Genomic DNA, 12,841 nt, shown 5'->3' on the forward strand with positions numbered 1-12,841 from the left:
AGCAGCACGCTGATCGCGTGCTGCAACTCGGCGACAGGGGCGACTTCGGTTTGCCCCGGTGTGGCGCGGACCCCCGTCAGTACCGCAGCTCTCCCGCTTCGTCCATGATCGCCAGCTCGACATACGCCGAGCCGATGTGGGTCTGCGGCGTGTACTTCGCGATGAAGCGCCCGAACGCAATGTCGCCGGCGCTTTCCATCGCGGTGATGAACGAGTCGGTCGTCAAGTTGCGTCCGGCCCGGCGCAGGCCCACGACCAGCAGCCTGGCGTGGATGAAGCCCTCGAACTGCGATGTCGACGGGGCGGCAGCGGGCGAGCGCTCGCGCAGCAGATTGAGGTAGTCCGCCACCACGGGGGTGCTCGGATTGCGCAGCGACGGCATGATCTGCGCGAGCACGGTCCCGCGGGCCTTGTCCTTGAGCTCGCGCTTGATGACATCGTGGCCGGCGACCGAGAAGCCGTAGAAGCCGGGACGGGCCGGCGTCTTCAGCACGGCGCCCACATAGTTCGTGAACGTGGCGCCCGCGGTGGCCAGGATCACCGCCTGGGGTTGCGCCTTCTGCGTCGCGTCTGCGGCCGCCTCGAAGTCCGGTTGCTGCGGATCGAGCCTGATCTCCGTCAGCAGCGCAAGCCCCTCGGCGGCCGCCGCCTTGCGCAGTTCGGCGAGCAGCGTCTTGCCGAGTCCGTCGTCCTGGTAGAAGACGGCGACGCGCGCCATGCCGATCAGCTTCAATTGCGAGACGATGCGCCGGGCCTCGGCCGCATAGCCGGCGCGCACGTGGAACACGTAGCGGTTGTATTTGTCGCGGAACGCCGAGGCACCGGTGACCGGCCCGAACACGATGGTCCTGCTCTCTTCGACGATCGGCAGGATCGCCGCGGTCTGCGCGGTGCCGGTGTTGTTGAAGATCATGAACACGCCCTGCTCGTCGATCAGCTTGCGGGTGTTCGCCACGGCGCGCTTGACATCGAAACCGTCGTCGAGCGTGACGTAGCTGATCTTGCGGCCGTGCACGCCACCCGCCGCGTTGACCGCGTCGAAGTACAGGCGTGCACCGGCACCGTATTCGTTGGTCTGCGCCCCCAGCGGGCCGCTCAGGACAGCGGAGGCGCCGAGCTTGATCTCCGTGGGCGTGACGCCCTTGTCGCCGGCATGGGCCGGCATGCCGGCAGCGAGCAGGAAAAACAGCAGAAGGGACCAAACCGAGGTCGTGGGAAACCGGGGCACTGCGACGTCTCCTGCATTTCTGTAGTGACGCCATGATAGTTAATTTGATGAATCACATGGAGAAGGAAATCCCGGACTTCCCTGGGCGAAGACCAAGCCCGTCGACACCAGACGACTTCAGTTCTTGAAGCGAATGCCGGGGTCCTCGCGCACCGACCCGCTATTGCCAGCGCCGCAGCTCCGCCTCCGCCTGCCTGCGCCGCTGCCGGTGCGATTCCTTCGACGCGCGGGCCTGCTGCTCCTGCTCGCGATAGAGCTGCTTGCGCTGCGAGTCCGCCGTCGCGGCGGCCCGGTCGCGGGCCTGGTGCTCCAAGGCCTGCGCCTGTTGCTCCAGGCTGCGCCAGCGCTCGACATCGGCTTGCGCGCGCTGGCGCGCGCTGGCCCGCTGCGCGATGGCCCGGTCACGCTCGCCCATCTGGCGCTGGCGCTGCTCCACGTCGCCCTTGGCCGCCTGGTCGCGCCGATATTGCAGTTCCTGCTGCTGCTTCAGGCGCTGGCGCTCGATCTCCTGCTGGCGCTGATATTCCTGCTGGCGCTGCTCATGGCGGCGCCGCTGCTGCTCGCGCTCGTGGTTCGGATCCGCGGCCCCGGCCAGGCCGGCGAGGCCGGCCGCCATCAGGGCACCCAGGACCAGACTTCGCACGCGCATGCCGCCTATCGATTCCTGAATTCCGGCGCCTTCGCCCGAACCGTGCTTTCCGGCGCGTCGGTCACGCCGACGCGGGCAAGGTAGACCATCTTGCCGCCCAGCCATCCGGAGACCAGCAGCATCAGGATCGCCAGCACCGACAGCGCGAACGGCACCCCGCCGATGCCTTGCGGATCGCGGTAGCGCAGCACGCCGTTCAGCACGTAGAGCGCGACCACGGCGAGGTTGATGCCCATGTGGGTCAACGCCGTCTTCTTGATCGCCGGGTCCTCGAGCGACAGCAAGTCGATCAGCCCCGGTAGCGCCGCCGCCAATGCGCCGACGATGCCGCCGATCAGCGTCCAGTACGCGATGCCGGTCCACAGCTCGGGCGTGCCCGAGCGCATCGCAATGAAATCGCAGACGAGGGAAAAGACCCACAGGCCGATCGGAATGGCGACCAGCATCGGATGGATCGGATAGCCCGCAATGTTGGCTGGCGTGCGCATGGGGTGCTCCTTTCGGCCGGGTGCACGGGGCACCCGTTCAGCAAGACGGCCGGGCCGAGGCCGGCAAAAGCCACCGCGCGGCAAGCGCCGTGCCCCGTCATGCGGACCGGGCACGGCGCATCGGGCTCAATTGCGGTCGGCGCGCGGCGGCGGCATCGATGCGTCGTAGGTCGTCGTCGGTGAGGCGGCCGGCGGGGCGCTGTAGGTGCTGGCGCTGGTCGTCGCGGTCGCGCTTTCGGTCGGCACCGGCGCTGCGGTGGTCGCCGGGGCGACGTAGGTGCTGCTGCTCACCGTGGTCTCGCTCGGCACCACCGTCGTGGTGGTGCTGCTCGTCGTCGTGGTGCTGGAGATGTCCGCCGTCTGCGTGCGTTTCTGCGCGCAGCCCAGCATCGCCAGGGAAAGGACGCAAGCGCAAGCGCTGGCCGTCAGGCCGGAGATTCGTCTGTTCATACTGTGCTCCTGGATCTATCGACCGCGTGGCACGGCACGCCCAACGCGGGCCGTCAACGGTGCCTGCAGCGCGGCAAAACGCGTACCTGCGGTCGTCACGGACACGCCGGCGGTCGTTCAGGGCTGCTCCGGCCGAGCCCGCGCCGCCAGGAACTCCACCATCCGCCGCGCCGGCGCGGGCAGGTTGTCCAACTGCGGAAAGCAGATCGCGAATTGCCGCTCGGCCCAGCTGTCGGCCAGCGGGATGATCCGCACCTGCCCGGCCGAGGCATAGATAGCGCTCAATTGACGCGGCACGATGCTGATGCCGAGGTGCGCTGCGACGACGCGGAACGCCGCGTCGAAACTGGAGACGACCACGCGGTAGTCGATCGAGCGGTTCAGCCGCGCCGCCGCGCGCTGCAGCATCGCGTACACGGCGGTGTTGGGCGGCAGGCCGACGTGCTGGTAGTCCAGCGTCTGCGCAAAGCGCACCGAGCTCTTGTCCGCCAGCGGATGGCCCGCATGCACGGCCAGCGCCAGTTCGTCGCGCCGGTAGGGCAGCGTCTGCAGGCCTTCCATCGGCGTGTGGTCCCAGCACACGCCGAGCGTCGCGCGGCCGTCGCGCACCGAGCGCACCAGCTCGCTCGAGATGCGCTCCTCGATGTCGACCTTGATGTCGCGGTGCGCGGGCTCGCCCATGAAGCGCGCGATGTCGTCGAGCAGCGATTCGGCAATGGCCGAGATGCTGGCGACGATGCGCACATGGCCGCGCATGCCGCCCTGGAAGGCGGCGATGTCGGACTCGATGCGCTGCACCGTGTGCAGCAGCGTGCGCGCGTGCTCCAGCAGCGCCTGCCCTGCCGGCGTCGGGTGCACGCCGCGCCGGCCGCGCAGCAGCAGCGGCGTGCCGACGGCTTGCTCGAGCTGCGCGATGCGCTTGCTGATCGCCGACGGCTCGATGTGCTCCTCGGCCGCGGCCTTCTTGATGTTCTGGTGTTCGCACACCGCCACCAGCAGGCGCATCGACTTCAAATCGAGGTCGCGCATTTCAGGGGTTCCAGATGGGAATCTCGAGGCGTCCGAAATACCACTGCGGTATCTCGATCAGAACTCCTAGAGTAGCGGCCACCACGACAGGAGACAAGCATGGCGGTCCGCCTTCCCCCGCGCGCGATCATTCGCGAGGTCGGTCTGCGTGACGGCCTGCAGAGCATCACCACGGTGCTGCCGACCGAGCGCAAGAAGCAGTGGCTGCGCGATGCCGTGGCTGCCGGCCAGACCGAGATCGAGGTCGGCTCCTTCGTGCCGCCGAAGCTGATGCCGCAGCTGGCCGACACCGCCGAGCTGCTGGCTTATGCGAAGACGCTGCCGGGCCTGTCGGCTTCGGTGCTGGTGCCGAACCTGAAGGGCGCCGAGCGCGCGCTCGAAGGCGATGCCGACCTGATGCTGCTGCCGCTGTCGGCCAGCCACGCGCACAGCCTCGCGAACCTGCGCAAGACGCCCGACGAGGTGGTCGCGGAGCTCGGCCGCATCCGCGCGGCGCGTGATGCCTCGGGCCGCAAGACGCTGATCGAAGGCGGCGTCGGCACGGCGTTCGGCTGCACGATCCAGGGTGAGGTGAAGACCTCCGAAGTGCTGCGCCTGATGCAGGCGCTGCTGGACGCCGGCGCCGACCGGGTGAGCCTGGCCGATACCGTCGGCTACGCCGATCCGTACGCCGTCAGCACGCTCTTCGAGCAGGCGCTGAAGCTCGCCGGCGACCGTTTCTGCTGCGGCCATTTCCACGACACCCGCGGCCTGGCACTCGCCAATTCGTTCGCCGCGCTGCAGCTGGGCGTGACCCGCTTCGACGCCTCGCTGGCCGGCATCGGCGGCTGCCCGCACGCACCCGGGGCCAGCGGAAACACCTCGACCGAGGACCTGGCCTTCATGCTGTCGTCGATGAAGGTCGACAGCGGCATTCACCTGCCGAAGCTGCTGGCGCTGCGCGCACAGGTGGCCGGCTGGCTCGAGGGCGAGCAGACCCATGGTGCGTTGTGGCGCGCCGGCTTGCCCAAGACGTTCGCGGCCAGCGCTGCGCAGTGACTCCCGACAACGGAATGCCCATGACCCCCTCAGACAACACCCCCACCGGCCTGCCGCTCGAAGGCATCCGCGTCATCGAGTTCACCCACATGGTGATGGGCCCGACCTGCGGAATGATCCTCGCCGACCTGGGCGCCGAGGTCATCAAGATCGAGCCGCCCGGCGGCGACAAGACGCGCACGCTGCCGGGCCTGGGCATCGGCTTCTTCCGCTCGTTCAACCGCAACAAGAAGAGCGTGGTGCTCGACATCCACAGCGCCGAAGGCATGACCACCGCGCTGGAGCTGATCGGCGAGTGCGACGTGCTGCTGGAGAACTTTCGCCCCGGGCTGATGAACAAGCTGGGGCTGTCGTACGCCGCGCTGTCGCAGAAGTTTCCGCGGCTGATCTATGCCTCGCACAAGGGCTTCCTGCCCGGCCCGTACGAGAACCGCCTGGCGCTCGACGAGGTGGTGCAGAACATGGCCGGGCTGACCTACATGACCGGTCCGAAGGGCCGGCCGCTGCGCGCCGGCTCGTCGGTCAACGACATCATGGGCGGCATGTTCGGCGCGATCGGCGTGCTGGCCGCGCTGCAGGAGCGCCAGCGCTCGGGCCGCGGCCAGGAGGTGCAGAGCGCGCTGTTCGAGAACTGCTGCCTGCTTGCCGCGCAGCACATGCAGCAGTTCCAGATGACCGGCGAAGCGGCGCCGCCGATGCCCTCGCGCGTGTCGGCCTGGAGCGTGTACGACGTGTTCACGCTGGCCGGCGACGAGCAGCTCTTCATCGGCGCTGTCAGCGACAAGCAGTTCCAGACCCTGTGCCGCGTCATCGATCGCCTGGACCTGGCGGAGGACGAAGCGCTGGCGACCAACGCCCAGCGCGTGGCGCTGCGGCCCGAGCTGCTGAAGTGGCTGGGCGACACGCTGCACCACCACCAGGCCGCCGAGCTGATGCCGAAGCTCGAAGCGGCGGGCATCCCTTACGCGCCGATCGTGCGACCGGACCAGCTGGTCGACGACCCGCACCTGAAGCAGAGCGGCGGCCTGGTGCCGATGACCACCGAGGACGGCGGCACGACGCAGGTGGTGCTGCTGCCGCTGCTGATGGGCGGCCGCCGCCCGGGCGTGCGCCAGGCCTTGCCGAAGATCGGCGAACACACCGACGAGATCCTCGGCCGGCTGGCCACCAAGGCCTGAGCGCCCTTTCCGATTCGAATTCCTCCAGGAGACAAGCATGTCCATCAGCACCCTTCGCCGCGCCCTCGTCGCCACGGCTGCCGCGGCGCTGGCCACCGGCGCTTCTTCCGTGGCCGTCGCCCAGAGCGGACCGCTGCGCGTGATCCTGCCGGTGGGCGCCGGCTCGGGCGTCGACACCATCATGCGCGCCGCGCAGAGCGCGCTGTCGAAGGCGCTGGGCGGGCAGATCAGCGTGATCGGCGAAACGCCGTTCGTGCTGGTGATCAACCCGTCGAAGGTGGCGGCGAAGAACGCGAAGGAGCTGCAGGCCTTTCTGCAGGCCAGGCCGGGCGGGTACAACTACGCGTCGTCGGGCAACGGCACCATCATCCACCTGGCCGGCGAGATGTTCATCGATGCCGCGGGGGTCGACGTCAAACACATCCCGTACAAGGGCGTGGGCCCGATGGTGGCAGACCTGATCGGCGGCCAGGTCGAGCTCGGCGCGGTCGCCCTGCCGGCCGTGCAGGGCCATCTGAAGAGCGGCGCGCTGCGCGCCATCGGCGTGATGGGCAGGCAACGCGTGGCCTCGCTGCCGGACCTGCCGACGATCGCCGAACAGGGCTTCCCGGAGGTGGATGTCGCCGGCTGGTTCGCCGTCGTCGCGCCGGCGAAGCTGCCCGCGGCGCAGGTCAAGCGGCTGCACGACGCGGTCACCACCGCCTTCAACGACCCCGAGGTGAAGGCCACGATGGCGAAGCAGGAAAACATCATCCACCCCTCCACGCCGGAGGCCGCGCTGCAGTTCTTCAAATCCGAGCAGGAGCGTTCTGCGAAGCTGGTCAAGAAGTCCGGCATCAGCCTCGACTGAATCAAGCCGACCACAGGCACTGGCGGTTCGGAGGCGCTCACCGAGGATCTTGTAGTCGCCGGGCGTGCGGCTCGTGGCAATCAGGCTCGCGAGCTGGATGTCGTCGAGGATCATGGCCACGGCCCGGTCGCTCGACAGCAAGCTTCAGTCGCACGAGAACGCTCCTTGAGAGTCGAGTGTGAAGAGTGGAGCAGGCACTCATGACTTGGGCACCGGCGCGGCGGCGCGCGCCAGCGTGTTGCGCGCCTGCAGCACCACCGGCAGGTCCACCATGCGGCCGTCCAGTTGCACCGCCGCGCCGCCCGATGCTTGATCGGCCGCGATCACCCGCCGCGCCCACGCCAGCTCCTGCTCGGTCGGGGCCAGGGCCTCGTGGACCCCGGCCACCTGGCGCGGGTGGATGCAGAGCTTGGCGCCGAAGCCGAAGCGCAGGGCGCGCAGCGTATCGGCGCGCAATCGCTGCTCGTCCGACGTCTGGACCGTGACACCGTCGATCGCCGGCGCCAGGCTGCTCGCCCGCGTCGCCATGGCCACCGCAAATCGCAAGGGCACGAGCTCGGACTCGCGCTCGTCGCACGACATGCCGGCGTCCGCCATGAAGTCGATGTGGCCGACCGCCAGCCGAAGCACCCCCGGCGCAGCCGCCAAGGCCCTGACGGCATCGAAGCCGGCCACCGTCTCGACCAGCGGCAGCAAGGGCACGCCGTCGAGCAGCGCCGTCAACTCGCCCAGCGTCGCTGGAGATTCGGCCTTCGACACCATCACGCCGGCCAGCCCGCTCAGCCCGGCGATGGCCGCGAGGTCGTCCGACCAGGCGGCGCTGCTGGCGGCGTTGATGCGCACGAGCAGCGGCACGTTCAGGGGAAGCAACGCCGGCCACTGCGCGCTGATCGCCTGCCTGGCGGCGGCCTTGTCCGGCGGCGGGACGCTGTCTTCGAGGTCCAGGATCACGGCATCGGCACCACTGGCCAAGGCCTTCTCGAAACGATCGGGGCGGTTGCCCGGCACGAACAGCAAGCTGCGCGCGGCAGCAAGACGGGAGGTCATGGTCATGGCTTTCATTCAATGTGCGACAACATCAGCTCCCGCAGGATCGGGAGCCCGCCGGTGAAGAAGTGATCGGCGCCCGGGATGACGACGATCGGCTGCGACTGCGGTCTCGCCCACGCGAGCACGGCACTCAGGGCGACCCGGTCGTCGTGCTCGCCGTGCACGATCAATGTGTTGGCCAGCCCCACGGCCGGGGAGTACGTGCGCTGGCCTTCGACCTCGCCGACCGGCAGTCCGGCCAGGAAGACGCGGTGCGCCGGCTCGCCGCGATCGGCGAGCGCACGTGCCACGCGCGACTGCACGAAGGCACCGAACGAGAAACCGATCAGGGCCAGCGGCGCAGCGGGATGGTCTGCCCGCAGGCGCGCTGTCACCGCGAGCAGGTCGTCCGTCTCACCGACGCCCGCGTCATGCGTCCCTTCGCTGTCACCCACGCCGCGGAAGTTGGGACGCGCCGCGAGCCAGCCGGCAGCGCACAGCGCACGCGCCAGCAGATGCGGGACCTTGTGCATCGCACTGCCGCCGAGCAGCGGCTGCGGATGCGCCACCACGGCGATGCCGCACGGGGCGGCAGCGGGCGCATCGATCCGGACCTCGATCGCCCCCACGGGGCCCTCGACCAGCATCTGCGCCCCTTCAATCGGCGAACTGGCCGGCCGCCTTGATGACCGGGGCATAACGCGCGGTTTCCTCGGCCAGCCAAGTGCGCAGGCCCTCGGGCGTCTGCTTGGCCTCGGGCACCACCACCGCGCCCAGCTCGTCCAGCCGCTGTGCCACGACCGGATCCTTCAGCGCCGCTCTCAGTGCGGCGCCGAACTTGTCGATGGCCTCCTTCGGCGTGCCCTTGGGCGCGTAGATGCCGTGCCAGACGACCACCTCGAAGCCCTTGAGCCCCTGCTCCGCCAAGGTCGGCGCGGCCGGCAAGGTCTTCAGCCGCGCCGCCGTCGTGACGCCGTACAGCTTGACCGAGCCCGCCTTGATGTGCTGCGTGGTCGAGGTGGTCTGGTCGCACAGCAGGTCGACCTGGCCGGCGAGCAACGCGTTCATCGCCGGCCCGGTGCCCTGGTAGGGCACCGTCGTCACGTCGGCGCCGATCGCCTGGCGGAACAGCACGCCGCACAGGTGCGAAACGGCGCCGAGCCCGGCGTGCGCCAGGTTGACCTTGTCGCCCTGCGCCTTGAGATAAGCCCGCAGCTCGGTGAAGTCCTTGGCCGGCAGATCCTTGCGGCCGAGCAGCGTCATCGGCACGTCGATCACCTGGCTGACGTACTCGAAATCGGTGAGCGGGTTGTACGGCAGCTTGCGGTACAGCGCCGGGGCCGTGGCCATGCCGTTGTGGTGGATCAGGAAGGTGTAGCCGTCCGGCGTGGCGCGTGCGGTGTGCGCGGCGGCCAGCGTGCCGCCGGCGCCGGTCTTGTTCTCGATCACCACCGTCTGATTCAGCGTGCGACCCATCGCCGCGCCCAGCGTGCGCGCGACGACGTCGGTCGGTCCACCGGCTGCAAACGGCACGACCAGCGTGATCGGCTTGGCGGGATAACTCTGCGCATGAGCGGCTGGCGTGGCGAACGCAGCGAGCAGCACCGTGGCGGCGAACGAGGTCTTCATGGTGGGGTCCTTCAGGTCAGATGGCGCCGGCCTGGCGCATCGCATCGATGTCCGACGCGGACCATCCCAGCTCCGCCAGGATGGTCTCGGTGTGTTGCCCGAGCGCCGGCACCGCATCCATGCGCGGCGCGAAAGCATCGCAGTCGCCGGGCGGCAGCAGCGCCGGAATCGGCCCGCTCGGCGTGTCGACCTCGGTCCAGCGGCGCCGTGCCTTCAGCTGCGGGTGCTGCCAGACGTCGTGCATGTCGTTCATGCGGGCATTGGCGATCTGCGCGGCGTCGAGGCGCTCGATCACCTGCTCGGCCGTCAGCGCCGCGAAGCTCTCGACGATGATCGAGCGCAGCGCCTGCCGCTCGGCCGTGCGGCGCGAATTCGATGCGAAGCGCTCGTCGGTGGCCAGCGCCGGGCGGCGCAGCACCTGCTCGCAGAAGGCCCCCCATTCACGCTCGTTCTGCAGCCCGAGCATCACGGTCTTGCCATCGCCCGCGGGGAACGGGCCGTACGGATAGATCGTGGCGTGCGCGGCGCCGGCGCGCGGCGGCGGCGTCGCGCCGTCGAAGGCGTAATACAGCGGGTAGCTCATCCACTCGACCATGCTCTCGAGCATCGAGACATCGATGCGGCAACCCTGCCCTGTGCGCCCGCGCTGGATCAGCGCCGACAGGATGTTGGTGTAGGCGTACATGCCGGCGGCGATGTCGGCGATCGAGCAGCCGGCCTTGGCCGGCTCGTCAGGCGAGCCGGTGATCGACAGGAAGCCCGATTCACTCTGGATCAGCAGGTCGTAGGCCTTCTTGTCGCGGTAGGGCCCCGGCTGCCGGCGATCGTCGCCGTAGCCGGAGATGTCGCAGACGATCAGGCCCGGATGCGTGTCGCGCAGCGCCTCGTGCGACAGCCCGAGCCGCGCCGCCGCGCCGGGCGCCAGGTTCTGCACCAGCACATCGGCCTTCTCGACCAGCTGGGCCAGCACCTGCTGCGCTTTGGCATGCTTGACGTCGAGCGTCAGGCTTTCCTTCGAGCGGTTGCTCCACACGAAGTGCGAGGCCATGCCTTTGACGCGCTCGTCGTAGGCGCGCGCGAAGTCGCCGCTGCCGGGCCGCTCGACCTTGATGACGCGGGCGCCCAGGTCGGCCAGCTGGCGGGTGCAGAACGGCGCCGCGATCGCATGTTCCAGCGTGACGACGGTGATGCCTTCGAGAGGACGCACGATGCGCTCCTTGAATCTTTGGCTCAGAACGAGCGCGGCAGGCCGAGCAGGTGCTCGGCGACGTACGAGAAGATCAGGTTGGTCGAGATCGGCGCCACCTGGTACAGCCGCGTCTCGCGGAACTTGCGCTCGATGTCGTACTCGTTGGCGAAGCCGAAGCCGCCGTGCGTCTGCATGCACACGTTGGCCGCCTCCCACGAGGCCTTCGCGGCCAGGTACTTGGCCATGTTGGCCTGCGCGCCGCAGGGCTGGTTGGCATCGAACAGCTCGGCAGCCTTGAAGCGCATCAGGTTGGCCGCTTCGATCTCGATATAGGCATCCGCGATCGGGAACTGCACGCCCTGGTTCTTGCCGATCGGCCGGTCGAACACGATGCGCTCATTGGCGTACTTGGTCGCCCGGTCGATGAACCAGTAACCGTCGCCGATGCATTCGGCGGCGATCAGCGTGCGCTCGGCATTCAGGCCGTCGAGGATGTACTTGAAGCCCTTGCCTTCTTCGCCGATCAGGTTCTCCTCGGGAATCTCGAGGTTGTCGAAGAAGAGCTCGTTGGTCTCGTGGTTGACGAGGTTCGGGATCGGCCGCACGGTCAGGCCCTTGCCGATCGAATCGTGCAGGTTCACGATGAAAACCGACATGCCCTCGGACTTCTTCTTCACCTCCGCCAGCGGCGTGGTGCGCGCCAGCAGGATCATCAGGTCGGAGTGCTGCACGCGCGAGATCCAGACCTTCTGGCCGTTGACGACGTAGCGGCCGTCCTTCTTCACCGCCGTCGTCTTGATCTTCGTCGTGTCGGTGCCGGTCGTCGGCTCGGTCACGGCCATCGACTGGATGCGCAGCTTGCCCGCGGCGATGCGCGGCAGGTACTTGTCCTTCTGCGCCGGGCTGCCGTTGCGCAGCAGCGTGCTCATGTTGTACATCTGGCCGTGCACGGCGCCGGAGTTGCCGCCCGAGCGGTTGATCTCTTCCATGATCACGCTGGCCGCCGTCAGCCCGAGGCCGGTGCCGCCGTATTGCTCGGGGATCATCGCGGCCAGCCAGCCCGCCTCCATCAAGGCATCGACGAATGTCTCCGGATAGGCCCGCTGCTCGTCGACCTTGCGGAAGTACTCGTCGGGGAACTGGCTGCACAGGTGGCGCACGGCATCACGGATCTCCTGATGCTCGTCGGCTTGATTCATCATCGAATGTCTCCTTGATCAGGCCAGGTGGGCGGTCGCGTCCATCGCGAGCGCCCCGTCTTCGTGCCGGGCCCAGAGGTGGATGGTCTTGCCGTCGTCGGCGCGGCGGCCGCAGACGTCGAACGCCTGGGTGTCGAAGGTCGGCTTCAGCGCGCGGAAGGCGAAGCGTGCGACAGTGGCCTCGGGCAGGTTGCGGCGTAGCAGGTCGAGCAGCAAGGTCGCGAGCAGCGGGCCGTGCACCACGAGGCCCGGGTAGCCTTCGACCTCGGTGACGTAGCGCCGGTCGTAGTGGATGCGGTGCCCGTTGAAGGTCAGCGCCGAGTAGCGGAACAGCAGCACGTCGTCGGGCTGGATCGTCCGGATCCACTCGTGCTCGGCAGGCGCGGCCTGCGCCGGCGGCAGCGGATCGCCCGGCTTCGGATTGTCGCGGTAGACGATGTCGTGCTCGTCGGTCAGCACCAGTCCGCCGTCGTCGCTGACCTCGTGGCGCACGCGCACGAATATCAGCGAACCGGAGCGGCCTTGCTTGCCGCTGACGTCCGCGATGCGCGAGACCCGCGTGATCGGGCTGCCGATGCACAGCGGACGGTGGAACGCCATCCGGCTGCCGGCCCACATGCGGCGCGGCAAGAGCACGGGGGGCAGAAAGCCGCCGCGCTTCGGGTGCCCGTCGGCGCCGATCTCCGATTGCCGGTGCAGCGGCAGGAAGTACAGCCAGTGCCAGCACGGCGGCACCGGATCGCCGGGCTGCGGCACCGGGTCGTCGCGGTCCAGCGTGGCGGACAGGGCCTGCACGGGCGTGGCCGCGGCGATGTCATCGCGCGACTCGGTGCGGCCGATCCATTGCTTCAGGTGGTCGATGTCCAATGCCATGACTCGTCTTTC

The 12,841-nt window shown here is 68.8% G+C and carries 14 protein-coding genes; 3 read left to right on the plus strand and 11 right to left on the minus strand.

Annotation, left to right across the window (positions count from 1 at the left end; genetic code table 11):
- Positions 1–76 precede the first annotated feature (76 nt).
- The 5 genes from HLB44_RS12300 to HLB44_RS12320 all read right to left on the minus strand — a co-directional run bounded on the left by HLB44_RS12300 (position 77) and on the right by HLB44_RS12320 (position 3,844).
- Positions 77–1,228 carry an ABC transporter substrate-binding protein gene (locus HLB44_RS12300; protein WP_343051299.1) on the minus strand — a complete coding sequence of 384 codons (1,152 nt, stop codon included), beginning with the start codon at positions 1,226–1,228 and terminating at the stop codon, positions 77–79.
- 160 nt (positions 1,229–1,388) lie between these two features.
- Entirely contained in the window at positions 1,389–1,877 is a 489-nt protein-coding gene (locus tag HLB44_RS12305; RefSeq protein WP_173122854.1) for a hypothetical protein, read from the minus strand.
- A 5-nt stretch (positions 1,878–1,882) separates the two neighbouring features.
- Entirely contained in the window at positions 1,883–2,365 is a 483-nt protein-coding gene (locus HLB44_RS12310) for a DUF2231 domain-containing protein (protein ID WP_173122855.1), read from the minus strand.
- 126 nt (positions 2,366–2,491) lie between these two features.
- Complete coding sequence (locus tag HLB44_RS12315; protein WP_173122856.1) at positions 2,492–2,815, minus strand: hypothetical protein; 324 nt, start codon at positions 2,813–2,815, stop codon at positions 2,492–2,494.
- Positions 2,816–2,932: 117 nt separating this feature from the next.
- Positions 2,933–3,844: a LysR family transcriptional regulator gene (locus HLB44_RS12320; protein WP_173122857.1), complete on the minus strand. Its 912-nt coding sequence runs from the start codon at positions 3,842–3,844 to the stop codon at positions 2,933–2,935.
- 99 nt (positions 3,845–3,943) lie between these two features.
- Here HLB44_RS12320 and HLB44_RS12325 point away from each other — a divergent pair, with 99 nt between their 5' ends.
- The 3 genes from HLB44_RS12325 to HLB44_RS12335 are packed head-to-tail and all read left to right on the plus strand — an operon-like array spanning position 3,944 to position 6,910.
- Positions 3,944–4,882, plus strand: a complete 939-nt coding sequence (locus HLB44_RS12325; protein ID WP_173122858.1) for a hydroxymethylglutaryl-CoA lyase — start codon at positions 3,944–3,946, stop codon at positions 4,880–4,882.
- 20 nt (positions 4,883–4,902) lie between these two features.
- A complete protein-coding gene (locus HLB44_RS12330) occupies positions 4,903–6,060 on the plus strand; it encodes a CaiB/BaiF CoA transferase family protein (protein ID WP_173122859.1) in 1,158 nt (385 codons plus the stop codon).
- 37 nt (positions 6,061–6,097) lie between these two features.
- Positions 6,098–6,910: a Bug family tripartite tricarboxylate transporter substrate binding protein gene (locus HLB44_RS12335; RefSeq protein ID WP_173122860.1), complete on the plus strand. Its 813-nt coding sequence runs from the start codon at positions 6,098–6,100 to the stop codon at positions 6,908–6,910.
- Positions 6,911–7,108: 198 nt separating this feature from the next.
- Here the strand turns inward: HLB44_RS12335 and HLB44_RS12340 are convergent, their stop codons facing one another.
- The 6 genes from HLB44_RS12340 to HLB44_RS12365 are packed head-to-tail and all read right to left on the minus strand — an operon-like array spanning position 7,109 to position 12,829.
- Complete coding sequence (locus tag HLB44_RS12340) at positions 7,109–7,963, minus strand: HpcH/HpaI aldolase/citrate lyase family protein (RefSeq protein WP_246312200.1); 855 nt, start codon at positions 7,961–7,963, stop codon at positions 7,109–7,111.
- A gap of 5 nt (positions 7,964–7,968) precedes the next feature.
- Positions 7,969–8,586, minus strand: a complete 618-nt coding sequence (locus HLB44_RS12345) for an alpha/beta hydrolase (protein ID WP_173122862.1) — start codon at positions 8,584–8,586, stop codon at positions 7,969–7,971.
- 10 nt (positions 8,587–8,596) lie between these two features.
- Positions 8,597–9,568, minus strand: a complete 972-nt coding sequence (locus HLB44_RS12350; protein WP_173122863.1) for a tripartite tricarboxylate transporter substrate-binding protein — start codon at positions 9,566–9,568, stop codon at positions 8,597–8,599.
- 16 nt (positions 9,569–9,584) lie between these two features.
- Positions 9,585–10,775 (minus strand): CoA transferase, encoded by a 1,191-nt coding sequence (locus HLB44_RS12355; protein WP_173122864.1) that lies wholly within the window; start codon positions 10,773–10,775, stop codon positions 9,585–9,587.
- A 23-nt stretch (positions 10,776–10,798) separates the two neighbouring features.
- Positions 10,799–11,959, minus strand: a complete 1,161-nt coding sequence (locus HLB44_RS12360) for an acyl-CoA dehydrogenase family protein (RefSeq protein WP_173122865.1) — start codon at positions 11,957–11,959, stop codon at positions 10,799–10,801.
- 15 nt (positions 11,960–11,974) lie between these two features.
- Positions 11,975–12,829: an HTD2 family dehydratase gene (locus HLB44_RS12365; protein WP_173122866.1), complete on the minus strand. Its 855-nt coding sequence runs from the start codon at positions 12,827–12,829 to the stop codon at positions 11,975–11,977.
- Between the last annotated feature and the right edge of the window lie 12 nt (positions 12,830–12,841).

It is taken from the genome of Pseudaquabacterium terrae (genome assembly GCF_013266755.1).
GTDB classification, from domain to species: domain Bacteria; phylum Pseudomonadota; class Gammaproteobacteria; order Burkholderiales; family Burkholderiaceae_C; genus Pseudaquabacterium; species Pseudaquabacterium terrae.